We start from the raw sequence: 25,643 nt of genomic DNA on the forward strand, positions 1-25,643 counted from the left end.
TCAATATGTATCAAATATGATGATTTATCAAGGCGCGCTTCAGAGCACTGGTCAACCTCTCCCACTCAGCTTCCTCAGCAGGTAAGCCCAAACGCAAACTGGCGGGCGCAGCGTACAAACGGGTGAGGATGCCTTGTGTGGCCAGATGGTGATGGATAGCGGCAGCAGTGGGCGTTTGTATCCATTGAAACAGGGCGCAGCCACCCGTCGGAGCAAGACCGTTTTCGGTAAGCAACTGCGCTAAGCGCGCGGATTGCTGCGGCAGCATTTCGCGCTGCTGTTGTTGCCATGTGCTGTCGCTCAGGGCGCGCTGCGCGGCGATGCGCGAAGGATGGCTGATGGGCCACGGTCCCAAGGTTTCGCGCAAGTTGGCGAGTAGATTTTTTTCGGCAAATACAAAACCGACGCGTGCGCCCGCCAAACCAAAAAACTTGCCGAGAGAGCGCAGGATAATCAAGCCAGTTTGTTGGGCTTCTTGAACGAGACTGTGTTGCGGGTCGCAGTCGATAAACGCTTCATCAACAATCAGCCAGCCTTTATTCGTTGTAAGTTGCGCGTGCCATTGCCGCAATTGTGCGCGCGAAAAAATGGCACTGGTTGGGTTGTTGGGATTCACCAATAGCAACACATCCAGCTGCGAAATATGCTGATCAATTTCTTGTTCATCCAGCGCGATCAGTGTGTGACCGGCGCGCCGCCACGCATGCGCGTGTTCGTTGTAGGTGGTTTGTAAAATGCCGACGCGCAGCGGTGCAGAAAACAAAAACGGCAGCGTTTGAATCGCCGCTTGCGAGCCGGCAACAGGTAATAATTGTTCGTTGCCGTAATAGCGTGCAGCGATAGTAATTAAGGCATCGTCATCCTCCGGCAGGCGTTGCCAAGTGGAGTAATGAATTTTTCCTACGGGATAGGGCGTTGGATTGAGTGCGGCAGACAAATCCAGCCAATCCTCCAAGGGAATATGGTATTGCTGAACTGCTGCGCGCAGTTTGCCGCCGTGTTCAAGCATAAAGCGAATAAAAAATAGCGTAGAGAAAAACCCACAGCCATGCGCTGTGTCGCACCAGGCGCAAAGCGCGTTCTATATCGAAAGCTGTCGGAGTTTTTCCTTCACCCATGAGGATTTTTTCTTTGGCGATGCCGTGATAAACCGCCGCGCCGCCGAGGGTGATTTGCAGTGCGCCGGCACCGGCTGTCATCACCACGCCGCCGTTAGGGCTTGCGCAGTGCCGTGCTTGCGCACGCCAGCAATGCCATGCGCGCTGCGTGTTGCCGAGCAGAGAAAAAGTGGCAGCGGTGAGGCGCGCAGGCAACCAATTCAATACATCATCAAACTTGGCGGCAAAGCGTCCAAAGTGCAAATAGTGTTCAGTTTTGTAGCCCCACATCGCGTCCAGCGTATTGGCTGCACGCAACAACACCGCACCGGGTGCGCCGAAAATAAAAAACCAAAACAAGGTGGCAAATACCGCGTCATTGCCGTTTTCTAATACGGATTCGATAGTCGCGCGCGTGATTTGTGTTTCGTTCATGGTTTGCGTGTCGCGGCTGACGATCATCGCCACCGCCTGCCGAGCTGCGGTGAGATCACCTGCAAATAAAGATGTGGCCACGGCGCGCGCGTGTTCGTGCAGACTTTGCAAACCCAAGCAACCGTACAGGATGACGACAGAAAAAATACCGCCGACCACCGGCAGCGCGCTGAGCATCCATGCCGCCAGTGTTACAGGAATCATCAAAACCATCACCGCTATAAAACCGCGCCACTGGCGTTTAACAAATGAACATTCGCCGTTGCCGTAAAAAAAATGTTCTGCGCGTGTGGCGCACTGACCAAATGCAGCCAGCGGATGCCAGCGTTTAGGTTCACCTAAAACTTTATCGAGCAGTAAGGCCAGCAGTGGCGCAAAAAAACTTAACGCCATTTCAGTTTGTCGTGCAGTTTGACTACATCACCGATGATGGTGAGCGTAGGCGCAGTGACTTGCTCTGCGTGCACGCGCTCGTTGATGGTGGCGAGCGTGGCAATCACCACGCGCTGCTGGGGCGTGGTGCCTTTTTCGATCAGCGCGACCGGTGTTTGTGGATCGCGCCCGTGTTGTATCAACTGCTCGCAAATCGCTTGCAAGCCGACCAAGCCCATATAAAAAACTAGCGTTTGCGTGGGATCCATCAATTCGGGCCAGCGCAAATTCACTTCATCATTTTTTAAATGGCCGGTGATAAAACGCACCGATTGCGCGTAATCGCGGTGCGTGAGCGGAATGCCGGCGTAAGCCGAACAACCGCTGGCAGCGGTAATACCTGGCACCACTTCAAATGGAATATTGGCTGCGGCGAGTTCTTCAATTTCTTCACCGCCGCGACCGAAAATAAATGGGTCGCCACCTTTCAAGCGCAACACCTTGTGACCGGCGCGCGCTTCATCCACCAACAGTTGATTGATATTGTCTTGTGGCACCGCGTGTTCGCTGCGCGCTTTGCCGACATAAATTTTGCGCAAAGATTCCGGCATCAGCGCCATGATCGCCGGCGAAACGAGGCGATCGTAAATCACTACATCGCAAGTTTGCAGCAAGCGCAGCGCTTTAACCGTCAGCAAATCTGGGTCGCCGGGGCCTGCGCCGACTAACCAAACTTTGCCGAGAGAGGAGTGTATTTCGTTCATGTATCGCAACCGGAGCGGTGATAAATCAGTTCTTCGACAGGTGTGCCGCCAACAAAATGTTCGCGAATAATGCGATCCATATTGGCGTCGGTGACATTGTAGTACCACACGCCGTCTGGCTGCACGGCCATTAGCGGGCCGCCTTTGCAAGTGGCGAAACAGGAAGCGCGCGTGCGTTTAACGCGCAAAGCACCTTTGTCGATGCCAGCGGCTTTGAATTTTTCGCCGAGGCTGTCGAACAGTGTTTGCGATTCGCCTTGCGTACAGCGCGGCCCAGTGCAAACCACTATGTGCCGGTGGTAGGCGCTCATCGATGGTTTTTCGCTGGCTATCAATTCACTCATAAAATCCGCTCGGTTTATTCGCTGTCGTTTGTGCTGTCTGTGTCGTCATCTTCCGCAACAAGACTGTCCAATGTCAGTTGTGTTGCTAATTGCTCTGGCGAAAAATCAACGCTGTCGCAGGCGAGCAATGAACACAGCAATTGGCCTTTGTTGTCGATGCAATACAAGCCGTGAATTTTGTTGTCTTTGGCAGCCAGCCACAGTTCGGTCACTTTTCCCCAATGCAGATGCAAATGGAAAGTGTCGGTAATTAAATTTAACCATTCACCTTTTTGTGAAAACCTGGGTTGGCTAAACAATAATTCCGCAATCGCGCCACCTTCCTGTCGCACCACGCCACGCAATTTCCCCCAACTAGCGACGAGTTCTAAAACTTTCATATCTTCTGTTCGCACAATGCGCAGGCTGCGCCACGAACATTCAGCTTCATCGTCATAGCGCGTGGCAACCGCCGAGAGCAATTCGCCCATCGGCATATCAAAATGCAGGGCGGCATCGCGCAGATTTTTTTGCGGGTTATCGCGCAACCATTGGCGCGCGCAGGCTTTCCAACCTACCAAACCCATTTTTAGCGAGCGACCGGATTGTTCGCCTGCATGCACTGCATCGCTGCCAATGGCCGTTGTGTATTTGTTGGCGTAGCCGCGCGGCGTCACCATTAAACCTTCGCGCACAAAGGTATTGCTGTTGCCGATCAACACCGTGGTGAGCATGCCGATATCCGCTTCCGCCATTTTTTCCAGCGTGCTGAATTCAATATTTTGGCGACGGCGATAAGCCGATTTCACCAAAGCCACCGGCGTTTCTGGTTTGCGGTACTGCAATAAAATGCGCTGCGCTTCCACAATTTGCTGCGTGCGTCTGCCACTTTTCGGGTTGTACAGTGCGATGACAAAATCCGCGCGCGCGGCCGCTTCGATGCGGCGCATGATCGTGGGCCACGGCGTTAATAAATCCGACAAAGAAATGGTGCAGGCATCGTGTGTCAGCGGCGCGCCAACTAATGCGGCGCAACTGTTGATCGCTGAGCTGCCCGGCACCACTTCCACTTCTACGCCATCGCCGGGTTTCCAACCACTTTCTAATAACACTTCATAAGTGGGGCCGGCCATGCCGTACACGCCGCTGTCACCGGATGACACCAACGCCACATTTTTGCCTTCGCGCGCGCGCGCCAGCGCTTCGTGGCAGCGATCCAATTCTTCCGTCATGCCTTTGCGGATGACTTCTTTGCCGTCGATTAAATCCGCCACCAATTTAATGTAGGTGGTGTAGCCGATGATGGTGTCAGAGATGGCGATGGCTTCGCGCGCGCGTGCCGTCATATTTTCTTCATTGCCGGGGCCTAGACCCACGAGAAAAATTTTTCCGGTTTTCATGTTGCTATCCTCGCGATGGATACAGTGACGTTTTTGCCGTCACTGCCTAAGAGTTTGTGTTTTTCTACCAATAAATGTTGCAGCGTGGTGTCTGCCGCCAGCAGCGCGGCCGCTTCAGAAACTGCCGGTGTGCCCATGTATTTGCGCACGGTTTCCGACGGGTTGGGCACAGCCACTTGTGCCAATTGTTCTGCGGTAAAAAACACCAGCATTTTGTTTTCTTGTTGCGCTAACTGTTGCATGCAGTGCTCATTATTTTTTTTATCGATGGTAGCAAACACGCGAATCTGCGCGCGCGTAGCCGCGATACTTTGCAGCGCGACATCCAAGGCCGTTTCCAGCGTTTGCAACAGCGCACCGCGATCACAGCCTAAACCCACTGCTAGGTTCATACGGCTTCCCGTGGCGGTCTATACACCACCAAACGCTCGTGCAGTTGTTGCCATAATTCATCGGAAACCGCGGCGTGCGTGACCCACAACACCGATTTGTAGCGCTGCAAATCCACGGCAGAAAAATTGTCGAACAGATGGATGTTGCTCGGTAGTGGCGTGGGGCGTATCCACCAATGCGGTGAACCGGCTTCCTGCACAAAGGCAATCAATTCGCCGTTCACCACATCAGCCGACACGCGCGTGACATTGATTTTTGGCGCTTCCAATTTCCAACCGAGACCGCGCCCTAAAATATCCACCGGAATAGTTTTTCCCACATCGGATGCGGTTGTAAGAACTGCCGTGGCGCCGATCAAATCTGCCAGTTGTTCGGCGCAGGCATTCGCACCGCCGACGTGACCGGACAACACCGGAATCACAAACTGTCCCGCATCATCCACCACGATCACGCCCGGATCTTCCTCTTTCGATTTCAGATATGGCGCAATCATGCGCACCACCACACCCAAGGACACAAAAAAAACAATTTGATCGTAATTGGCAAACAGTGGCGCAATTTCGTCTTTCATCGCCCCACTGTAAATCGTGGTTTTATTCGTGATCGTACCTAGTTCGCCCGACACTTTTTCTGAAACTAAAATCTCCGCGCAAGGCAAGGCGGGAGCCAGAGCTGCCACTTGTTTGGCGCCGTGTTTGGTGATGGCGACCAGTGCCACGCGCACGGTATGTAAAGTTGGATCACTCATGCGGTTTTTTTCCTGCAACCTTTTTGGATTTCACCGCGCGTGCGCGCTGGATTTTTAACCAACATCAACGACAGATAATTGACTTTTGTGCCGCGCAACTGGGTGATGTCATGCACGATGCGCTCTTCATGCGCGCCCACTTTTTCAATAAAGGTGCTGTGCGCCAGCAAGTGTTTGCGCTCTAACAAATCGATGATGTCGTCTAGGATAGGTTTTACTTTCATCAGCACCAGCGTGTCGAAATCTGTCAGCAAATTTTCCACAAACGCCACGCCGTATGCGGCCGGCACGATGGCTATGGTGTCATCCACATCGGCCAGTGGTTGTGCGAGTGCGGCGCAAGCGGCGTTGTAGGCTGGCACGCCGGGAATGGTGTCGATAACAACTTCGCCAGCAAGACCGCGCAGCGTGCGCGCCAAATGACTGAAAGTAGAAAAGGTGGAGGCATCGCCTTCCACCAAAAACACCACATCGCGCCCTGTGTTCAGTGTGGCTAAAACGCTGTTTGCTGCTTCTAGCCAATAGCGCGCTAATTTTTCTGCGTCATGCGTCATGGGAAAAATAAGTGCGAGCGCATCATCTGGCGTGGTGAGTTGCGCGCGTTGTGCAATACCTAGCGCGTAACTGTCGCTGCCTTTTTTGCGTATCGGATACGCCCACTGCGCGCCGCTGTGCAGTGCATCCCAAGCTTTGCGCGTGATGAGTTGCGGATCACCGGGGCCGAGTGAAGCGCCGATCAATTTGCCCTGTTTCATGCCGCCTCCGCTTTTTTCGCGCACACAATCCACACTGGATTTTCTGCCGCGAGTCGGTGCATATCTAAAACAGGTTTACTGCGCGCACTTTGCATTTGGGTGATATCCCATTCCGCGCCAGAATGTTTTAAAGCTTCGATAGCAACAGCGATATTTTCAAAAGTGACAAAATTCATCACCAGCCAACCATTGGGTTTTAAGCGCTGCAAAATCAGTTGAATCAGCGCGGTGAGTTCGCCGCCAGAGCCGCCGATAAATACCGCGTCTGGATCCGGCCAATCTTGCAAACCCTCTGGCGCTTTGGCGTGCAGAAGCGTGTAGTTGTGCAAAGCAAAATTGTTGCGATTGGCGAGAGCATTTTCACAGTCGCCGGCATTTTTTTCGATGGCGTAGACATGGCCTTGCGGACACAGACGCGCGGCTTCAACACCCACCGAGCCGGAACCGGCGCCGATATCCCACACGATACTGTCTTGGCGCAATTGCATGCGCGCCAAGGACACCGCGCGCACTTCGCGTTTGGTGATTAAGCCTTTCTCGGGATAGCGCTGCTGAAACGCGCTGTCGGCATGACCAAACAACACTGGCGCTGCTTTGGGTGCGATGCGCCACAGCAAAACCACATTGAGTTCGGCAAATTTTTTGTCGGCGATGGTTTCAATGCTGAGATCACTGACGAGATTCTCATCATCGCAACACAGATTTTCTGCCACAGCTATCTGGAAATCGTGCTGCAAGTTCGCCGCGAGCAGTAAACGCGCAATGCGGTCGGGTGTGTTTTCTGGGCTGGTCAGCACAGCCAGTTTGTCGTGCTGTGTTAGCGCGCGGCGCAGCGCATACAGCCCGTGCGCTGGCGTGGCACCTTCTTGCCACTCGCCCGCATCTTTGCTGTGAATAGAAACAATGTGCAGATCTTGCCAAGGGATGCCAAAACGCGCGCAAGCAAGTTGGATGGTGGATGTGTTGGGCAATATTTCCAGTGCATCAAAACACAATTGCGCGGCAAGATAATTGGCAATGCCGTGGCACAGCGGGTCGCCGGTGGCGAGTACGGCGCAGCGCAAACCCTGTTGCTGTGCCTCGCGTATCCACAGTGGAATGCTGCGCATGTTTCCAGTGAGATCGTGTGTGATGCTGTTGTCTTTCAGTGATGCAGCAAACAGCTTGAGCGTGCGCGTGCCGCCGATAACAACATCAGCAGTGCGTAGGATTTTTTCTGCCTGTGCGGTCAAGCCTTCACAGCCGTTGTCTAGAACACCGATCACGGCGCAGCGATGCATAGCATTCATTAAGAAACAGCCTCCGCAATTTTTTTACCGTCGAAGTCACACACCAAAACGCGCAACTGAAATTTGTTGGGATAGCGCCCTAACAAAGTGGCAATCACTTTTTCTGCTAGGGCTTTATGAAATTCGTAGGAAAGGTTGATGGTGGCCATTTGTTCGCCGGCAAAGCGTGCGGTTTCGTTGTCGCGAATCGCTTCGCACATAACAGCAGGCGCACCGAGAGTAGCGGCAATATCGGCCAGTAATCCAGTATCAACTTCCGCGCGCCCCGCGTGCGTAATGGTTTCACCCTGTGCAATTTTGGTGAGTTTGCCCACCATGCCGCCGATCACCACTTCGCGCATTTTGCATTTCACGGCGGCGTCCAAGGCGTAGCGCAAAAAATCGCCCATTTGAATAAAGCAGGTGTCATTCAAATGTGGCAGTTCTTGCATGGTAAATTTTTCGGTGCGGCCACCCGTGGTCAACACCACGGTGTCGTTGCCGGTTTTTGCTGCCACTTGTATGCCCTGCACCACACTCGCGCGAAACGCGCTGGTGGAATACGGTTTGACGATGCCGGTGGTGCCGAGTATAGAAATGCCGCCCAAAATACCGAGGCGCGCATTGGTGGTTTTTTTTGCCATCTCTTCGCCACCCGGCACCGATATCGTGACCGAGAGACCGTGTTGTTCCAATAATTCACTGGCGACTTCGCGCAGATTTTCTGCAATATTTTTGCGCGGTACGGGGTTGATAGCGGGGCCGCCAACTTCAAGACCTAAACCAGGTTTGGTGACAAGGCCCACGCCTGCGCCATTGTGAAACTCAATTATGTTTTCACAATCTGGCAGAACTTTTAGATGCACCGTCATGTGCGCGCCGTGCGTAGCATCGGGATCATCGCCCGCATCTTTGATCACCACCGCATGCGCTTCTGATTGGGTACAACTGCTGTCATGAATAGAAAAAAAAACGCGCTGACCATTTGCCAATAAACATTCCACTTGCGTCGGCACTTCCCCGTGAACTAAACCCAGTGCGGCGGCACGCGCTGCTGCCGCTGAACAAGCGCCAGTAGAAAATCCGGTGCGCAGGCGTTTTTTGGCGGGGATTTTTTCCATGGCGAAATTATTGTTGCGCGCGCTGTGTGTTTTCTGCCAAGGCTAAGACTGCGTGAATGGCGGCGACGACGAGTGTAGAACCGCCTTTGCGTCCGCGCGTAATAATCCACGGCACGGTATTGCACTCCGCCAACAAATCTTTCGATTCAGCGGCCGAAACAAAACCCACTGGCATACCAATGATGAGCGCAGGTTTTGCGTTTTCCTCACGCACCAAGCGCAATATTTCTAGCAGCGCAGTGGGCGCGTTGCCGATGCCGACAATGGCTCCATCCAACAAACCTTGTTGGTGCGCTTTACGCATGGCGAATACGGCGCGCGTGGAATCAGCTGCCTTCGCATCGCGGATCACATCGTTATCACTGATGAATTGATGCAGGTTCACGCCAAAGTGTGCCAAACGCGGCTTGGATACGCCGACACAAATCATTTCTACATCGGCAATCAAAGCACCACCGTTCAGAATTGCTTGCACACCCGCTTCAATCGCGCGCTGATGAAATTGTGTTAAACCGTTGAACTCAAAATCGGCGGTGGCGTGAATCATGCGGCGCACAACAGGCCATTGCTCGGCTGTGTAAGGGTGCTCACCGGCTTCGCGATCTACCGTGGCAAACGATTCGTGTTCGATCTGCTGACCCAAGCGGGTCATCTGTTCGGTGGCGCTGTTGTTGGTGGTGTAAGTCATGGAGCTGCTCCTCACGCTGGCGCGTGTTGGTGATCACGATCGTGTGCGTGATGGTCATGGCTGTGATCATGTGTATGGTCATGCGCATGGTCATGAGAGTGATCATGCGAATGTCCGTGACCGAGTTCGTGTGCAATTTCACGAAAGCGGCAGCCGTCGCAAGGCATGGCTTGCTTGTGATACACGGCATCTTGAATATGTTTTTCCAACAGCGTAAAAATTTCTTTTTCAAAACCGAAATAATCGCCACAGTGAAAAATGACTTGCGGAAATTGTTGCTGCAAACGCGCCACTTGTCGTTTGATGCGTTCGACCAGCGTGCCGGTGAATAAGTAGTAAGGCAGGATCGCGATTTGCAACATGCCTAATTTCACTTGGCGCTGCACCACGCGCTCTAAACGCGGGTAAGTGATGCCAGTAAATGCAAAGTCCACCAATTCATGACGCACATTTCTGCTAAAGGCATCTTCTTGTAACCAGCGCGCCATTTTGGCGACTTCGCCGTTGGCTTGTCGATCAGACGAGCCTCGCCCTAACAAGATCACGCCGGTGGTTGCGGGGTCTGGCACATCCATCGCATTCATGGAAGCAGTGAGGCGGCGACGCAGAATGGCAAGAATTTCATCGCAGGCACCGAGGTGTGGCGCGTAAATGAATTCGCACTGCGGAAATTTTTTGCGCGCGTGTGCAATGTGTTCTGGAATTTCCATTTTGACATGGCCAGCGGCGTTGAGAATTAACGGAATCACTACCACGCGTTTGGAATTGTGGGCGGCGTTCGCCAAGCCTTGATCCAACATCACATCGGCAAATTCTATAAAACACAATTCAATGCGCTGCTGCGGCAGTTTTTCCCGCCATTGCTGCGTAAACTTTTCGATTTCGATATTGCCGTTCACATCGCGCGAGCCGTGACCGACGAGCAAAATAGTATGTGTCATGGTTGTTTTTCCTCGGTGGATGCTTTGCGAAATCGGTGCGTAAAACTGGCATCGTACAGTTTGGATTTTTTTAATTCGGACCAGTGACGCGCGCCGAGCGTGGGGCTGGCGACGATCATCGCCTGCGCAGTAATGCCCTCTTCTAAGCAGCGTTCGCGAATATCTGCGAGTGTGCCGCGCACAATTTTTTCTTCGTTGGGCCAGCTGGCTTTTTGCACCACCAAGATCGGCGACTGATCGCTCCATCCTGCTATCAACAATTCTTTGCGAATGGTTTTTAACAGCGTGATGGATAGATACATGCAGATGGTGCTGTGATGCGCAGCAAGTTCTGCCAGCGATTCGCCTTCTGGCATCGGCGTGCGGCCTTCGACGCGCGTAAAAATGACCGTTTGCGTCACTTCTGGCAGGGTCAAACTTTCACAGGCGGCTGCCATGGAAGCCATGGCAGAAGTGACGCCAGGGACAACTGAAACAGGAATGTCAGCTGCGTCCAACGGCTGTACCATTTCGATTAACGCGCCGTATAAACCGGGATCGCCTGTTTGTAAACGAATGACGGTTTCATTTTTTTGTGCGCGTGTGATGAGCCATTCCACAATCTGTTGCAGCGTCATGTCTTTGGAATCGGCAATTTCGCAATCGGCTGGCGCCCATTGCGTGGCCGCTTCTGACACTAAGGAGCCGGCAAACAAAATGGCACCGGCGCGCGCAATCAAGTCGCGTCCTTTTAGCGTCAGCAGTTGTGGATCGCCGGGGCCTGCGCCGACAAAAAATACTGTGCCCGTCATGTGTTCAATAACCTTGCGATAGCGGTGGGGTTAGAGGGGAAGTACATGTGCAAATACGAAGCGAGCAATTTTTTATCGCGGTACACCGGTTCCGGTTTGCCGCGCTTGCCCTGCGTCATCGTGTGCGCTGTCAAAGGTGTTGTGGTTTGCGAATGATGAAAAGTGTGGCCGCGCACTTCTCCTTCTGGCAGCGACACACTGTGCAGGCCGAGATTGGCGAGTTTGTTTTGCATCACGGCATCGCCGCGCAACAAACCAGCCATCGCTGCGCGTTTGCCGTTTTTATCGGACAGCGAATCCAACAAATACAACAGGCCGCCGCATTCTGCGAGCAGCGGCTTGCCTACGGCGTGATGTTGTTGCAAGGCCTCTTTGAGTGCGCTGTTTTTACTGAGCGCATCCAAATGCAATTCGGGATAGCCGCCGGGCAAATACACGGCATCGCAATCGGGCAGTGCGCTGTCCTGCAGCGGTGAAAAATAAACCAGCGTTGCGCCGAGATTTTTTAAGCAATCGGTATTGGCGCGATACAAAAAAGCAAACGCGGCATCGTGCGCAATGGCGATGCGTTTTCCAGCCAACATTTTTTCTTGCTCAACCGTCTCGTCGGCGGAATGAAAAATAACTGGCGGCGGCAGTAATGCCGTGGCTGTTTTTTCCAATGCGTCAGCCATTGCATTCAAGCGCGCATCGAGATCGGCAATTTCTTCCGCTTGTACCAAACCGAGGTGGCGCGAGGGCAGAGCGGTGGCTTCTTCCTGACGAAACACCGCGCCATACCACGCCATATTTTCTGGCAGGCTGTTGCGCAACAGCTCAGCGTAGCTGTCGCTGGCGACGCGATTGGCCAGCACGCCGGCAAAGGGTAGATTGCTGCGATAAGTGGCCAAACCGTGGGCGAGTGCGCCGAAGGTTTGTGCCATCGCCGTGGCATTGATCACGGCCAAGACGGGAATGCCAAACCGTTGCGCGAGGTCGGCGCTGGAGGGCTCGCCGTCAAACAAACCCATCACGCCTTCGATCAGAATTAAATCTGCTTCACCGGCGGCGCGGTAGAGCAGGTCGCGGCAGTGCTGCTCGCCACCCATCCACAAATCCAGTTGGTACACCGGCTGCCCGCAAGCGCGCTCGTGAATCATCGGGTCGAGAAAATCGGGCCCGCACTTGAACACACGCACGCGCCGACCGGCGCGCGTATGCAAACGCGCCAGCGCGGCGGTAACGGTAGTCTTTCCCTGACCCGATGCAGGCGCTGTGATAAACAGCGCCGGACAGTGGCGAGGTGTGTTCATGTCAGCTGGCAGCACTCGCTGACGGGTTCTCTGCACCGCGGTTGGCACGCACATAAAACCACGCACTGGCCACGCCCAGTACCGCCCAAAACAGCGCGTTGAGCAGGGCTGAAGTCAGAATGAACTGATGTTGCAAGGCTTCTGGTGCCAGAGCCTCTTTCACGGCTGGCAGCGGCGCGCCAATCAAATGCGGCAGGGCTATAAGTACAAAGCCAATCACTCTCAGGCTCCATGAGCGTGTTAGTACACACAAACTCAAGCCGATCGCTGTGGCCAACACGGTGCCTATCCACCACTCCTGTCTGCCCACCAGTTCAGCCGCAGCTGTACCGGGCAGCTCAGGGTGCAGCCCCAGAGATGGCGCGGCGAACACGCTGAGGTAACCCGCCGCACCCCAAGCCAATCCAGTGAGCGCATTTTTTGGCGCGCGGAAGCGGAACAGGCCGACCAGCACTAGGGCAAAGCCGACGCCCATCACGGTGTTGGCGCTGGCCGTGGCGAGGGTGCGCTGCCAGCCGTTTTCTGGCTCCCATTCTTCTTGTGCTGCTTCGGCGCTGTGGTGATCGGGCACTGCATCGGCAGTGTGGCTGTGTGCAGCGGGTGCAGCGGGTGCAGATTCCACCACGGACGCAGGTTCAGCGGCCTGTTCGTAAGTTTCCGCTTCTAGAATCAGCGGAATAGCGGTAAACATTTGCACTACTGTCAAAATCAAGGCGGCAAGAAACCCCGCCTGCAGTGCGGGCGTTAATAATGTTTTCATGTGAGATCCCTGTTTTAGTGGCAGGGAAAGGCAGCGGCGTGACGCGTATCGTGCGCGGCGTTGTGCGCGGCACTCATGTGCGAGAAGCCGACAGCAAAAATCAACAACAGGCCTGCTGCGATAGATGACAGCGCAGGCAATACGCCCGTTCGTACAGCGATTTGGGTGGAAACAGTAGAAGTAGCAGCAGTCATGACAATTCCCCGTGCGGTGCTGGTTATGCGGGGGAGAGACAGCCAGAGAGGAGAAATCCGCTCACTGCTCGCCCGCCGCGAGTCAAGTAAAAGGCAATGGCGTATGCCAAAACCGTATGCGGCAGGCCGGTCTCCGGGCTCATGAGTGCGTAGCATCCTGTACGCCGACGGGCACCTTCCCATGTCGCGCCAGTGGCGCAGTACACAGTGGTTATTGCCGGTCTCTACTCATTTACCGTTGCGGGGGCAGCGCTGGAATTGTTGCTCAGAGAGCGAACGCACCAGCTTCCCGTTTCACCCTCGGAGCAGAAGCTCGTCGGGCACCTGAAGCAGGGCAGCACTCTAGCGAGGTTGGCGTGAGGAGGCAAGGCGGGGATTACATCTCCACGCCTTTCTGCGCGCGCACACCGGCTTTGAAAGCGTGTTTGACTTCGTTAATTTCGCTCACGGTGTCGGCGATGTCGATCAGTTCTGGCAGTGCGCCGCGCCCAGTGACGACAACATGTTGCATGGCGGGGCGCTGTTTGAGATCGGCTAGTACAGTGTGGAGATCGAGATATTTCAGGCGCAGCACGATGTTTAATTCATCCAACACAACGAGGTTGATGTTTTCATCGCGCAGAAACTTTTTTGCCTGCTCCCAAGCGGTTTCCGCTTTTTCAATATCGCGCGATTTATCCTGTGTTTCCCAAGTAAAACCTTCGCCCATCACATGGTAGTCCACTTCGGGGAAGCGGCGGAAAAAGGTTTCTTCGCCGGTGCTCTGCGCGCCTTTAATAAATTGCACCACGCCCACGCGCATGCCGTGACCGAGTGCGCGCGCCACCATGCCAAATGCGGAGCTGGATTTGCCTTTGCCGTTGCCGGTATGCACCAACAGCACGCCGCGTTCGTCTTGCGCAGCGGCAATTTTGGCATCCATCACTTCTTTGCGGTGCTGCATTTTTTTCTGGTGGCGTGTGTTGTCGGTAGACATGACTACTCCTGCTCTTGCATGCGCTCGCGGCGCTGCATTTCTTCTTTGATGGCGGCGTCAATTTCGCGCAGTACACCGCGCACATCGGCTTTTTTAGTGGAATCCACAAAGCGCCCTGTAAGCACAGTTTCTGGTGTTAATTCGCCTTTGGCGTACAGCGCCCAGATTTCTTTGCCGTAGCGTGTTTCTGATAATTCCGGTGCAAAGCGGCCAAAAAAATCGGCGAGGTTTTGCACGTCGCGCTCTAACAAACTCGCGGCGTGATTGTTCTGCGCAGCATCCACAGCTTGCGGAAAATCAATGATGATGGGGCCGTCGGCGGCGAGCAAAATATTAAATTCGGATAAATCGCCGTGTACTAAACCGGCACACAACATACGCACCACTTCTTGTATCAAGGTGGCGTGATGCTGGCGCGCTTCGTCGGCAGAAAACAACACATCGTTGAGGCGCGGCGCGGGCTGGCCATCGGCATCCTCAATCACATCCATCAACAACACGCCTTCAAAAAAACCGTAAGTGCGCGGTACACGCATACCAACGGCCGACAGCCGATACAGCGCATCCGCTTCTGCGGTTTGCCAAGCGGATTCCTGTTCTTGCTTGCCGTAGCGCGAACCTTTTTCCATGGCGCGCGCGCGGCGGCTGTTGCGTGATTTGCGGCCTTCGGTGTACTCAGCGGCTTGACGAAAACTGCGCCGCTCGGCTTCTTTGTACACTTTGGCGCAGCGCACATGTTCACCGCGCTGCACGAGGTAGACGGCTGCTTCTTTGCCACTTTTTAATTGGCGCAACACAGCATCAATGATGCCGTCTTCAATCAGCGGTTTGAGGCGTTCTGGAATCTTCATGGCGGCAGTGTACCTTATGCCGTTTACCTTATACTGACCGCCTTCCCGATCCGCCTGAAAGAGAGCTATTTATGCCCCGTTTACTTGTCGCTGCTTTATTCACTGTGTTGCTCGCTGCTTGCGGTCAAACCGGTCCTTTGTATTTGCCAAAAGATGATCCAAACGCAACAGAAGCAGCAACACCGCCGCCGCCCGTAGCAGAAACGCAAAGCGATGCAGCCAGCGATGAGACGGCAACAACGGATGAAACCGTAGCGCCTGACGAAGCAGCACCCGCCGAAAACGAGACGCCATAATATGAGCACGCAGTTGCAAACCTTCACGCGCCATCAAGGTGAATTGCGCGCTGAAGATGTGACCTTAACGGAAATTGCAGCGCGCTACGGCACGCCAACTTATGTGTACAGTCGCGCCGCTATCACCGCGAATTACCACGCCTACACCGATGCGTTGCAGGGCTGCGATCATCGTGTGTGTTTTGCGGTAAAAGCGAATAGCAATCTCGCGGTGTTGAATGTGTTGGCGCGTTTGGGTGCGGGTTTCGATATTGTTTCGGTGGGTGAATTGGAGCGCGTGTTAGCAGCGGGCGGCGATCCATCCGGCGTGGTGTTTTCCGGCGTGGGTAAACGCGAAGATGAAATTGCACGCGCGCTGGAAGTCGGTATTTATTGTTTCAATGTGGAATCGCGCGCCGAGTTGCAACGCATACAAACCGTAGCGGCGAGTATGAATAAAATTGCGCCGGTGTCACTGCGTGTGAATCCGGATGTGGATGCCAACACGCATCCGTATATTTCCACCGGCTTGCGCGAAAATAAATTCGGCATTGATATGCTGGAGGCGTTGGATGTGTACCGCGAAGCGGCGCAACTTTCACATATCCGCATCAAGGGTATTGATTGCCACATCGGTTCGCAGCTGCTGGAACTCACGCCGTTTTTGGATGCGCTGGATCGCGTATTGGGTTTGATCGATCAACTCGCCGCAGAAAAAATTGTGGTAGAGCATCTCGATATTGGCGGTGGCTTGGGCGTGGTGTATCGCCCCGGTGAAGCTGCGCCTACACCTAGCGATTACATGAAGGCACTACGCGCACAGTTGGGTGATCGTCCATTAAAAATTTTGGTGGAGCCCGGTCGTTCGATTGTGGCGAATGCCGGCGTGTTGCTCACGCGCGTGGATTTGTTGAAGTCCACACCTTCACACCATTTTGCTGTTGTAGACGCAGCGATGAATGATTTGATTCGCCCCGCGTTGTATCAAGCGTGGCAGAGCATAGAGCCGGTGCGTGAACACGAAGGTCGCTCGCATATTTACGATGTGGTGGGGCCCGTGTGTGAAACGGGTGATTTTCTCGGCAAAGCGCGCGAATTGATTATTGATGCCGGTGATTTACTGGCGGTGTTTGGCAGCGGTGCTTACGGTTTTGTGATGAGTTCCAATTACAACAGTCGCCCGCGCGCTGCCGAAGTGATGGTGGATGGCGAGCAAGTATTTACCGTGCGCCAGCGCGAAACGCTCGCGGACTTGTGGCGCGGCGAATCACTGCTGCCGTAAGTGAACGCGCTGCCATGAATGTACCAGTGGTGAAATTTTGTTCCAGTTGCGGCGCAGCGGTGCGGCTGGAAATTCCCGCTGGCGATAACCGCGAGCGCCATGTGTGTACGCAGTGCGAAACAATTCACTATCACAACCCGCGCATCATCACTGGTAGTTTGCCGGTATTTGAAGATAAGGTTTTGTTGTGCAAACGCGCTATCGAACCGCGTTTAGGTTTTTGGACACTGCCCGCCGGTTTTTTGGAATTGGGTGAAAGCGTTGCCGCCGGTGCCGCGCGCGAAACCGAAGAAGAAGCGGGCGCGCAAGTGCAAATGGGCGAGCTGTTTTGTATGTTTAACCTGCCGCATATCGGGCAGGTGTACATGATGTATCTCGCACAATTAACTGCGCCGCAATTCGCTGCACACACGGAAGAATCTTTGGAAGTAAAACTGTTTTGCGAAGAAGATATTCCCTGGCGCGAACTGGCCTTTCGCACCATTTGGCGCACTCTGCATCACTATTACGCCGATAAAAAACTCGGTCATTTTTCTTTGCATGTGGAAGACATCGGCCCGATGTAATTCTCAAATTATTTTTGGGAGAGAGCTGTGGAGATTTTTGCGCCAACACCGGAACATCTCGGTCTCGATGCGATAGGTGCGTTTGCGCAGCGCGCAGAAGCACTGGGCTATGACGGCATTTTTGTCGCGGATGCGATACACGACGGTTTGTTGCTGTCTTGCCAAGCACTCGCAGCGACTGCGCGCATTACGGTGGCAACTTCCGTGCTGGTGGCGTTTCCGCGCAGCCCGATGAATGTGGCGCTGGCGGCGTGGGATTTGCAGCGTATGTCGCAAGGGCGTTTTGAGTTGGGTCTCGGCACGCAAATTCGGCAGAATATCGAAGATCGTTTTTCGGTGCGTTGGTTGCCGCCGGTGTCGGGTATGCGCGAATACTTAGGCGCACTGCGCGCGATTTTTCACAGCTTTCGCACCGGTGAAGCGCTGCGTTTTGAAGGCGAGCATTTTCGTTTCACGCGCTTGCAACCGTTTTTTAATCCGGGGGCTATCGACGCGCCCAATCCATCGCTGATGATGGGTGCAGTGGGCGAGAAAATGCTGGCGCTGTCAGGTCGTTGCGCCGATGGTTTGCACACGCATCCCACCAGCGGCGCGCGGCGCTATTTGCAAGAAGTGGTGTTGCCGAATGTGGCGCAAGGAGCCAGCCAACGCGATGCCGTATTATCCAAACCGCGCATTTGCATCAATGCTTTAGTGGCCAGCGGATTTGATGACGCTGAAGTCAAAAAAGCGCAAGAACAATTTCGCCAAACACTGGCATTTTTATTTTCCACACCGGCGTATTGGGCGAGCTTGGAATTGTACGGTTGGCAGGATGTGGGTTTGGAATTGCAGCAACTCGCGCGCACACAGCGTTGGGACAAAATGGCGGCGGCGTTTACGGATGAAATGTTGGATGTGTTTTTGCTGAGTGGCACTTACCGCGAACTACCAGAAAAAATGCTGGCGCGTTTTGGCGATGTGGCGGATCGCGTAGCGGTGCAACCGCCCGCAACCACAGAACACGATGCAGGGTTTATGGAGATGCTAAATACGATTCGTCAGTTAGCCGCTTGATTCGCTGTTGTGATAATTAGCGATCAATCTTTTTGCTTGCGCCGCGCCGCGAGTTGCTGTTCCAACTGCTCGGCGCTGTCCAACACATTCACTTCGGTAAATAATTTGCTGGCGGCGGTGTGCTGCGTGAGTGCGTCGGCGGCGAGCAAAATTGCGCCCGATGTCCAGGTCGGTTTTTCATCCGGCCACAATAAATCTTCTGCAAATTGATAGCCGGTCCAGTACACGCCTTCATCGTCGCGCCACTGGTGCAACCAACTGTAGAGTTCCACCGCGCGCGCGCGATCACCGGCGGCGAGCAGCGCCATCACCAACTCGCAAGATTCCGCCACCGTCACCCAGGGTTGATCGGACACGCAACGGCAGCCCATGCCCTGCACCACGAACTCATCCCAGCGCGCATTGATACGTTGCAGTGCCGTTTTTTTGTTGTCGATGGCGCCGGTGAGCACAGGATAAAACCAATCCATCGAATAGCGCGCTTTTGATTCCCAAGTGCGATCAAAACGCTCCGGTTTGTGGCGCAGTGCGTGGCCGAGTTTTTCGCGCGCTTTTTCCCAGTGCGGTTTTGGCTCGCCCAGCACGGTAAAAATATTGAGCGCGCACTCCAAACTTTTATAAATGGAAGCGTTGCCCGTCACCAGCGCATCGCGCATGGTTTTGCCTTGTTTATCCACCGCCCAGTGAATGTCGCCGTGTTCCGTTTGCAAGCCGATCACAAAACGGATGGCGTGTTCCACCATGTCGGCCATTTCACAGAGAAAAGAATAATTTTCGGTGATGAGATAGTGATGCCACACACCAGTGGCAACATAGGCGACGAAATTGGTTTCGCGGCGCTCGTCATTTTTTACCGTGCGATCTTGGTAGTGTATCCACCAACTGCCGTCTTTTAATTGTTCGCTTTTCAGCCATTGATAAGCTTTTTCAGCGGCGGCGTATTCACCGGCAATCGACAAACCCATTGCCGCTTCGGTGTGATCCCACGGGTCGGCATAGCTGCCGGTAAACCACGGAATGCAGCCGTCTTCCAATTGCGTGGCCAAAATATAATCCACAGCCGGACGCAATAAATCGTGCGGAAAAAAACCTTTGCTCAAAAAAGGGCCGCTCATTTGGCATTCCTCTCGGCAACTGTGCTCGGTTTGTAAAAATACAGCACCACACTTTTGCCGATCAGCGGGTCGAGAGTTTTTTCTAAAACGCGCGTGAGTGCGGGCTGTTCCATCATGTCCCACACCAAGAGCTTATGCCATTGCTGTACCAGCGGATTTTTTTCTTTGCTTGCCCAAAACGCGCACTGTAACCACCAGTAAATACTGTGCAGGGCGTGCGCCCAGTGGCGGCGAATAAAACGCAAGCCGGTGCGCTCAACTTCGCGCTTTAATAAATGTTCTTTGAAGATGCGAATGTGGCCGCCTTCATTGCTGTGGTAAGCATCAGACAGCGCCCAGCAAATCCACTCCGGCACATAGCGCGGCACGCTGATAGCCGCAACGCCGCCCGGTTTGAGTACGCGCTCTATTTCATTGATAGCGCTGAGATAATCGGGAATGTGTTCCAACACTTCCGAACAAATTACCTGATTAAAACTGGCATCGGCAAAAGGCAGTTGCAGGGCGTTGGCGCAGGCGAGATGAAAATATTTTTCGGTATTTTCTGCAGCGAGAAAAGGCTCGGCGCGTTCTGTAGCGGTGCTTAAATCATTAAAGCCGAGATCAACACCGATGGCGTGTACATTTGCTTCCACATAGGCGTTGATAACATGGCGACCTTCGCCGCAGCCGAGATCCAATACAGTATCCCCACTGCGAAAACCCAGAGTTTTGAAATCAACTGTTTTCATGCCTTGGATTTCCTCTGCTGCAGCATACGCTGGTAATACTGTGTGAATTGTTGTGCGGCGAGATTCCAGCAGAAAGTGCTTTCAATGCGCGCGCGCCCCGCTTGCGCCAGTTGTGCGCGTTTCTCTGGGTGTTCGAACAAATCCACAATCGCATCAGCAATCGCCTGTTCGCTGCCCGCTTGCACCACCAGTCCCGCATCGCCCACCACTTCCGGCAGCGCGCCGCCGTTGGAAGAAATCACCGCTGTGCCGCAAGACATGGCTTCACCGGCTGGCAGGCCAAAACCTTCATACAGCGAAGGGCAGACCACAATTTCTGCTTCGTTGTAGTGCTGCACCAATTGTTCCGTGGAAATGCCGGAAACAAATTGCACGATGTCGCCAATGCCGAGACGCGCAATTAAATTTTCGGTGTAGCCACCGGCTTTAGGTTTGCCGACGACGAGCAGTGACAGTTGCGGGTAACGCTCGCGCAACAGTGCCACCGCTTTCAATAAAAATTTCAACCCTTTAAGCGGCTGGTCAGCAGAAGCGGTGCACATCAAGCGAAAAGGAATTTTTTGAATATGGGGAATAGGGTGAAACTCGGCGGTGTCGATACCGCAGTGAATCAAATCAATCTCGCTTTCATGGATAGAAAAATCGCGCGCGATGTCTCGGCGCGAGTGCGCGGAAACGGTCACAATATGATCGAGTTTTTTCACCACATTTTTTTGCATCTTCAAAAACGAATGCCAGCGCAAAATCAAGGCGCGCATATACCAGCGCGGCTCCGATTTCAACGCGATGCGCAGATCGTGCGTGATGGGGTGATGAAAGGTGGCGACGACAGGAAAGCCGCGCTTCTGCAAATCGAGCAAGCCGTAGCAGAGGCTCTGGTTGTCGTGAATGATGTCGTAGTGCTTGTGTTTGTTTTTCAGCAATTTGTTGACGCGGCGACCAAAGCTGTAAGGCTCGGCGAAGCCGCCGGTGAGCATGCTCCACCACTCCATGAAATCGGCCCACGACAGCAAATGTTTGGCACGCAAACCGAAGGCGTGATGGCGTGGGCTTTCAAACAAATTGAGGCTGGGTACTTTAATCAGCGTCACGCGCGGATCGAGATGTGGGTAGGGCGGGCCAGAAATCACATCTACCTGATGCCCCATGTTCACCAGCGCCTTGCTCAAGTACTTGAGGTAAATACCCTGCCCGCCGCCGTAGGGGTGGCTGCGATAGCCGAGCAGGGCAATGCGCAAAGCGCGCGGCGATGGGTGCGAAGTGGCAGTCACGAGTGGTTAAAAAATCGTCAAAAAAAGAGGGCGTTATGGTAATGAGAGCGGCTGGTTAGCGCCACTGCGTATAGCCACAAGGGGAGAGTGACTGCCAAAATATGGCCTGAGTAAAAGAGTCATTGCGCATGCCACACGAAACCCCTCTGATATTTACCATCGCAGCCAGCTTCGCCCTTGCCCTCGTACTGGGCTTTTTGGCGGCGCGCATCAAGTTGCCGGTGTTGGTGGGCTATATGGTGGCTGGTATCTTGGTTGGTCCGCTCTCCCCAGGTTTAGTGGTGGATGTAGGTTTATCGCAGCAATTGGCGGAGATCGGCGTGATTTTGCTGATGTTCGGCGTGGGCTTGCACTTTTCCTTGGCAGATCTGTTCTCTGTGCGCCGCATTGCCCTGCCGGGGGCGTTGATCGAGATTCCCTTGGTCACGGCGCTGGGCGCAGGCTTGGCGACATGGTGGGGCTGGTCACTGGGCGGCGCGTTGGTGTTCGGGCTGTGTTTGTCGGTGGCGAGTACCGTGGTCTTGGTGCGCGCCATGGAAACGCACGGCCAGCTCAAAACCATGAACGGCCACATCGCCATCGGCTGGTTGGTGGTGGAGGATCTGGTGATGGTGCTGGTGCTGGTGTTGCTGCCGCCACTGGCGGGCGTACTCAGCGGCAATAGTGGTGCGGGTGATGTGCACACCCTACTAAAAACGCTGGCGATGACATTTATTAAAGTCGCCGGTTTTATTGCGCTGATGATGGTGGTGGGGCGCAAAGTGTTTCCGTGGTTGCTGTGGCAGGTAGCGCACACCGGCTCGCGGGAATTGTTTAATTTGTGTGTGGTGGCCGCGGCGATAGGCATTGCTTACGGCGCTGCCACGCTGTTTGGTGTGTCGATTGCGTTGGGGGCATTTTTTGCGGGCATCGTGTTGCGCGAATCTGATTTCAGTTACCGTGCTGCACAGGAATCGCAGCCGTTGCGCGATGCGTTTTCTGTACTGTTTTTTGTCTCGGTCGGTATGTTGTTTGATCCGCGTGTACTGCTGGACAACCCGTTGGGTGTGTTGGCGGTGCTGGCCATCATCATGTGCGGCAAATCGATGTTGGCGTTTACTTTGGTAAAAGCGCGCGGCTATCCACTGACTACAGCGCTGACCGTGTCTGTCGGCTTGGCGCAAATCGGCGAGTTCTCTTTTATTTTGGCTGGCTTGGGTGTGAGTCTGAATCTGTTGCCCAAAGAAGGCTTAAATTTAATTCTGGCAGGTTCGCTGTTATCTATCGCACTAAACCCCTTGGTGTTTCATGCCGTGGAGCCACTGCAGCGCTGGATACGCACGCGCTCGCGCTTTGCGCGTTTTCTGGAGCAGCCGGATGACCCACTGGCGATCTTGCCGATGACTTTTGCTTCGGAAGAATTGACGAATCATGTCGTGTTGGTGGGTTATGGTCGCGTAGGGCGGCGCGTTGGCCGCGCATTGCGCGAGCGCGGTCTGCGCTATGTGGTGGTGGAAGAAAATCGTGATTTGGTTGAAGGCTTGCGAGCAAAAGGTTTGCCGGCAGTGGCCGGTGATGCTGTGGAGCCAGAAGTATTAATTCAAGCGCATATTGCCCGTGCATCGCTGCTGATTGTGGCGATGCCCGATGCCGCGCGCACCGGCCGCATGTTGGCAATTGCGCGCATGTTGAATCCGCATATCGGTTCTATTGCGCGCGTGCACAGCGATGATGAAGCCGAATTGCTAGAAAAAGAAAATGTCGGCGGGGTATTTTTTGGCGAGCAAGAATTGGCAAATGCCATGATCTCAGCGATAGATGGTCAGTTATCTGAGCAGCGGCATCAGCATCACGGATAAATAAAACATGACAGAAACATTGCACTGGCAGCCACTGGATAAACCGGCGTGGCTGGCGTTGAAAGCGGAAGGCGAAATCATCGAGCAGGACAACCGTGGCGTAAAAGTGCTGCGCTGCGCCAATGGCGATTTTATTAAATTGTTTCGCGTAAAACGCCGCATCACCACCGCGCGTTTGTGGAATCCGGCGCAGGAATTTTTTCGCAAAGCACAGCAATTAAAACAGCGTGGTATCGCCACCGTAACCCCTGTGTCTTTGTATCGTCTGCTGCATGTGCCGCGCTTCGGTGCGCGCTATCAGCCCTTGGAAGGTGAAACGGTGCGCACACTGCTACAGCAAAAAAAATTCACAGAAAAACACATAACAGAATTGGCGGCATTCATTGCGCTGTTGCACAGCAAGGGTATTTTGTTTCGCTCCCTGCATCCGGGCAATGTGGTGCTGCGGCCAGATGGAACATTTGGTTTGATTGATATTTTGGATTGCCGTTTCCGTTGGTGGAGCAGGCCACTCAACCGCTGGCAGCGCGAACGCAATTTTCAGCATTTCTTCCGGTATGAAGATGGCAAACAAATCGAAAGGGCGTTGAGGGCGGCGTATTTTATTGCCGCTGGTTAGTTTGAATCTTCAAAAAACATGCACGCTGCGTAGAGTTTCCATACGCTCCATTTTGATTCGCCAATGAATAACAGCAGCTTCATGATGAGGCAAGAATGCAAGGTTCTTGTTGTTGTGAGCGGGATGAAATGCTTGGTCTTGGTGCAAAACTCTAAAAATCCAGAGGAATATTTATCAAATCCGCACCATGCTGTAGCGCGGTAGGTGTTTTGACGCAGTTGGCACGGCAGTTGCAAAACCTCGTATGTGTGCAGCAACAGTTGCACCGTGGCGATCAATGCGAGGTGAACTATGTCGTTCAACACAGGAATCTGGAAACGCTGCCAACACATCATGCGCATGGCTGTATTGTGGGCTGCAACAGTGGTACTGGCGACACCGTTGGCGCATGCCAGTAGCGAACCGGAAAAGTGGGAATTGAAATTTGGTTTCATCAAACTCACTGACATGGTGCCGTTGGCGGTGGCGTATGAAAAAGGCTATTTCGAAGACGAAGGGCTGACCGTCACGCTGGAAGCGCAGGCAAACTGGAAGGTGTTGTATGACCGCGTGGTATCCGGTGAACTGGATGGCGCGCACATGTTGGCAGCCATGCCATTGGGTTCTGCCACCGGCATCACTGGCAAGGACATGTTGATTGCACCGTTCACGCTGTCCTACAACGGTGCCGGCATTACTGTTTCGAACGATGTGTGGTCAAAAATGAAACCGTCCGTGGCAATGGAGGGCGGTAAACCGAAGCACCCAATCAGCGCCAAGAGTCTCGTGCCGGTGCTCGATCAGTACAAAAAAGAAGGCAAGAGCTTCACGCTGGGCATGACTTTCCCTGTGGGTACGCACAATTACATGGAGCGTTATTGGTTGGCTGCCGGCGGCATACATCCTGGCTTTTATGCGCCTGAAAAAGGCGATAACAGCGGCAATATCGGTGCGCAGGCGTTGCTGTCTGTGGTGCCACCGCCGCAAATGGTGCCCACCATGGATGCTGGCACTACCGTGGGGTATTGCGTGGGGGAGCCGTGGAATCAACAAGCGGTTGTTAAAGGTTTGGGTGTGCCGGTAATTACCAGTGAGCAGATGTGGGCTGGCGGTGCAGACAAAGTGTTTGGTGTGCGCGAAGCGTTTGCTAAAGAAAACCCCAACACCACGCTGCGTGTTGTGAAGGCGCTGATTCGCGCTTCGCAATGGCTGGATGCCAACAGCAACGCGAATCGACCAGAAGCCGTAAGAATGATTGCGCGACCGGTGTATGTGGGTGCAGATGAAAAAGTGATTGCCAACAGCATGACAGGCACCTTTGAGTTTGAAAAAGGTGATAAACGCGCCATTCCAGAATTCAACACATTCTTCAAAGATGTGTACGGCATTCCTTATTACTCGGATGCCGTGTGGTGGCTGACCCAAATGCGTCGTTGGGGGCATATCAGTAGCCAACAGCCGGACAGCTGGTACATGGATATGGCAAAAAAAGCCTATCGCCCAGATATCTATGTTGCCGCCGCTCAAGAGTTGGTGCGTGAGGGCAAGCTGAAAGCAGCGGATTTGCCCGATCTAACAACAGCAACCTTTATCAAACCGCCACAAACCAGCGCGTTGGATGGCGCGGTGTTTGATGCCAGCAAACCCAATGCGTTCATTGATGGTTTTGCCATCGGTCTGAAAGGCAACAGCAAGCCGTAGCTCAAATATTGGCTCTACTTTCGATAACGAAGCTACAAGAG

28 protein-coding genes and 1 riboswitch are annotated in these 25,643 nt (G+C 53.8%); of the genes, 7 read left to right on the top strand and 21 right to left on the bottom strand.

The genetic code is table 11. From position 1 onward, the window contains the following. Positions 1-10: 10 nt before the first annotated feature. The 18 genes from IPK30_06175 to IPK30_06260 all read right to left on the bottom strand — a co-directional run bounded on the left by IPK30_06175 (position 11) and on the right by IPK30_06260 (position 15,169). Positions 11-1,009 carry a threonine-phosphate decarboxylase gene (locus tag IPK30_06175; GenBank protein ID MBK8102870.1) on the bottom strand — a complete coding sequence of 333 codons (999 nt, stop codon included), beginning with the start codon at positions 1,007-1,009 and terminating at the stop codon, positions 11-13. Beyond that, the gene (locus IPK30_06180) at positions 1,002-1,925 is read right to left on the bottom strand and encodes a cobalamin biosynthesis protein (protein ID MBK8102871.1); all 924 of its coding nucleotides are present in this window, start codon (positions 1,923-1,925) and stop codon (positions 1,002-1,004) included. The genes IPK30_06175 and IPK30_06180 overlap by 8 nt, the downstream gene beginning before the upstream one ends. Then, on the bottom strand, positions 1,916-2,668 hold the full coding sequence (cobA, locus tag IPK30_06185) for a uroporphyrinogen-III C-methyltransferase (protein ID MBK8102872.1): 753 nt from the start codon (positions 2,666-2,668) through the stop codon (positions 1,916-1,918). The genes IPK30_06180 and cobA overlap by 10 nt, the downstream gene beginning before the upstream one ends. Next, positions 2,665-3,012 (bottom strand): NAD(P)H-dependent oxidoreductase subunit E, encoded by a 348-nt coding sequence (locus tag IPK30_06190; protein MBK8102873.1) that lies wholly within the window; start codon positions 3,010-3,012, stop codon positions 2,665-2,667. Before IPK30_06190 ends, cobA begins: the two co-directional genes overlap by 4 nt. Positions 3,013-3,026: 14 nt before the next feature. Then, complete coding sequence (gene cobJ / locus IPK30_06195; protein MBK8102874.1) at positions 3,027-4,391, bottom strand: precorrin-3B C(17)-methyltransferase; 1,365 nt, start codon at positions 4,389-4,391, stop codon at positions 3,027-3,029. Then, on the bottom strand, positions 4,388-4,783 hold the full coding sequence (locus tag IPK30_06200) for a cobalamin biosynthesis protein (protein ID MBK8102875.1): 396 nt from the start codon (positions 4,781-4,783) through the stop codon (positions 4,388-4,390). The genes cobJ and IPK30_06200 overlap by 4 nt, the downstream gene beginning before the upstream one ends. Then, a complete protein-coding gene (locus IPK30_06205) occupies positions 4,780-5,532 on the bottom strand; it encodes a cobalamin biosynthesis protein CbiG (protein MBK8102876.1) in 753 nt (250 codons plus the stop codon). Before IPK30_06205 ends, IPK30_06200 begins: the two co-directional genes overlap by 4 nt. Next, entirely contained in the window at positions 5,529-6,287 is a 759-nt protein-coding gene (gene cobI / locus IPK30_06210) for a precorrin-2 C(20)-methyltransferase (GenBank protein ID MBK8102877.1), read from the bottom strand. The genes IPK30_06205 and cobI overlap by 4 nt, the downstream gene beginning before the upstream one ends. Further along, positions 6,284-7,576 (bottom strand): precorrin-6y C5,15-methyltransferase (decarboxylating) subunit CbiE, encoded by a 1,293-nt coding sequence (cbiE, locus tag IPK30_06215; GenBank protein MBK8102878.1) that lies wholly within the window; start codon positions 7,574-7,576, stop codon positions 6,284-6,286. The genes cobI and cbiE overlap by 4 nt, the downstream gene beginning before the upstream one ends. Then, positions 7,576-8,676, bottom strand: coding sequence for a cobalt-precorrin-5B (C(1))-methyltransferase (locus IPK30_06220; GenBank protein ID MBK8102879.1), 1,101 nt, complete (start codon positions 8,674-8,676; stop codon positions 7,576-7,578). The genes cbiE and IPK30_06220 overlap by 1 nt, the downstream gene beginning before the upstream one ends. 7 nt (positions 8,677-8,683) lie before the next feature. Continuing rightward, on the bottom strand, positions 8,684-9,364 hold the full coding sequence (locus tag IPK30_06225) for a precorrin-8X methylmutase (GenBank protein ID MBK8102880.1): 681 nt from the start codon (positions 9,362-9,364) through the stop codon (positions 8,684-8,686). Between the two features lie 11 nt (positions 9,365-9,375). Continuing rightward, positions 9,376-10,305 (bottom strand): sirohydrochlorin chelatase, encoded by a 930-nt coding sequence (locus IPK30_06230; protein ID MBK8102881.1) that lies wholly within the window; start codon positions 10,303-10,305, stop codon positions 9,376-9,378. Then, positions 10,302-11,096 carry a precorrin-4 C(11)-methyltransferase gene (gene cobM, locus IPK30_06235; GenBank protein ID MBK8102882.1) on the bottom strand — a complete coding sequence of 265 codons (795 nt, stop codon included), beginning with the start codon at positions 11,094-11,096 and terminating at the stop codon, positions 10,302-10,304. Before cobM ends, IPK30_06230 begins: the two co-directional genes overlap by 4 nt. After that, complete coding sequence (locus tag IPK30_06240) at positions 11,093-12,388, bottom strand: cobyrinate a,c-diamide synthase (GenBank protein MBK8102883.1); 1,296 nt, start codon at positions 12,386-12,388, stop codon at positions 11,093-11,095. The genes cobM and IPK30_06240 overlap by 4 nt, the downstream gene beginning before the upstream one ends. Position 12,389: 1 nt before the next feature. Further along, entirely contained in the window at positions 12,390-13,148 is a 759-nt protein-coding gene (locus IPK30_06245; GenBank protein MBK8102884.1) for a CbtA family protein, read from the bottom strand. Positions 13,149-13,162: 14 nt separating this feature from the next. Then, positions 13,163-13,342 carry a CbtB-domain containing protein gene (locus tag IPK30_06250; protein MBK8102885.1) on the bottom strand — a complete coding sequence of 60 codons (180 nt, stop codon included), beginning with the start codon at positions 13,340-13,342 and terminating at the stop codon, positions 13,163-13,165. A 106-nt stretch (positions 13,343-13,448) separates the two neighbouring features. Then, a riboswitch (cobalamin riboswitch) is annotated at positions 13,449-13,685 on the bottom strand. A 33-nt stretch (positions 13,686-13,718) separates the two neighbouring features. After that, entirely contained in the window at positions 13,719-14,318 is a 600-nt protein-coding gene (gene cobO, locus IPK30_06255) for a cob(I)yrinic acid a,c-diamide adenosyltransferase (protein MBK8102886.1), read from the bottom strand. 2 nt (positions 14,319-14,320) lie between these two features. Continuing rightward, positions 14,321-15,169, bottom strand: coding sequence for a phosphotransferase (locus IPK30_06260; GenBank protein MBK8102887.1), 849 nt, complete (start codon positions 15,167-15,169; stop codon positions 14,321-14,323). A 71-nt stretch (positions 15,170-15,240) separates the two neighbouring features. Here IPK30_06260 and IPK30_06265 point away from each other — a divergent pair, with 71 nt between their 5' ends. From IPK30_06265 to IPK30_06280, 4 genes are read left to right on the top strand one after another with little or no spacing between them, the layout of a single operon-like run. Beyond that, positions 15,241-15,465, top strand: coding sequence for a lipoprotein (locus IPK30_06265; protein ID MBK8102888.1), 225 nt, complete (start codon positions 15,241-15,243; stop codon positions 15,463-15,465). Position 15,466: 1 nt separating this feature from the next. Further along, positions 15,467-16,726, top strand: coding sequence for a diaminopimelate decarboxylase (lysA, locus tag IPK30_06270; protein ID MBK8102889.1), 1,260 nt, complete (start codon positions 15,467-15,469; stop codon positions 16,724-16,726). Between the two features lie 29 nt (positions 16,727-16,755). Beyond that, complete coding sequence (locus tag IPK30_06275; GenBank protein MBK8102890.1) at positions 16,756-17,292, top strand: NUDIX hydrolase; 537 nt, start codon at positions 16,756-16,758, stop codon at positions 17,290-17,292. 27 nt (positions 17,293-17,319) lie between these two features. After that, positions 17,320-18,348, top strand: a complete 1,029-nt coding sequence (locus IPK30_06280; GenBank protein ID MBK8102891.1) for a TIGR03617 family F420-dependent LLM class oxidoreductase — start codon at positions 17,320-17,322, stop codon at positions 18,346-18,348. Positions 18,349-18,371: 23 nt separating this feature from the next. Here the strand turns inward: IPK30_06280 and IPK30_06285 are convergent, their stop codons facing one another. From IPK30_06285 to IPK30_06295, 3 genes are read right to left on the bottom strand one after another with little or no spacing between them, the layout of a single operon-like run. After that, on the bottom strand, positions 18,372-19,463 hold the full coding sequence (locus tag IPK30_06285) for a prenyltransferase (GenBank protein ID MBK8102892.1): 1,092 nt from the start codon (positions 19,461-19,463) through the stop codon (positions 18,372-18,374). Beyond that, positions 19,460-20,194 carry a class I SAM-dependent methyltransferase gene (locus IPK30_06290; GenBank protein ID MBK8102893.1) on the bottom strand — a complete coding sequence of 245 codons (735 nt, stop codon included), beginning with the start codon at positions 20,192-20,194 and terminating at the stop codon, positions 19,460-19,462. Before IPK30_06290 ends, IPK30_06285 begins: the two co-directional genes overlap by 4 nt. Then, positions 20,191-21,465, bottom strand: a complete 1,275-nt coding sequence (locus IPK30_06295) for a glycosyltransferase family 4 protein (GenBank protein MBK8102894.1) — start codon at positions 21,463-21,465, stop codon at positions 20,191-20,193. Before IPK30_06295 ends, IPK30_06290 begins: the two co-directional genes overlap by 4 nt. Positions 21,466-21,593: 128 nt before the next feature. Here IPK30_06295 and IPK30_06300 point away from each other — a divergent pair, with 128 nt between their 5' ends. The 3 genes from IPK30_06300 to IPK30_06310 all read left to right on the top strand — a co-directional run bounded on the left by IPK30_06300 (position 21,594) and on the right by IPK30_06310 (position 25,602). Then, positions 21,594-23,303, top strand: a complete 1,710-nt coding sequence (locus IPK30_06300) for a Kef family K(+) transporter (GenBank protein MBK8102895.1) — start codon at positions 21,594-21,596, stop codon at positions 23,301-23,303. Between the two features lie 7 nt (positions 23,304-23,310). Next, positions 23,311-23,922 (top strand): toluene tolerance protein, encoded by a 612-nt coding sequence (locus IPK30_06305; GenBank protein MBK8102896.1) that lies wholly within the window; start codon positions 23,311-23,313, stop codon positions 23,920-23,922. A gap of 291 nt (positions 23,923-24,213) precedes the next feature. Then, on the top strand, positions 24,214-25,602 hold the full coding sequence (locus IPK30_06310; GenBank protein ID MBK8102897.1) for an ABC transporter substrate-binding protein: 1,389 nt from the start codon (positions 24,214-24,216) through the stop codon (positions 25,600-25,602). The last annotated feature ends 41 nt before the right edge of the window (positions 25,603-25,643 follow it).

The sequence above is a fragment of the Cellvibrionales bacterium genome, assembly GCA_016713115.1.
Classification (GTDB): domain Bacteria; phylum Pseudomonadota; class Gammaproteobacteria; order Pseudomonadales; family UBA7239; genus UBA7239.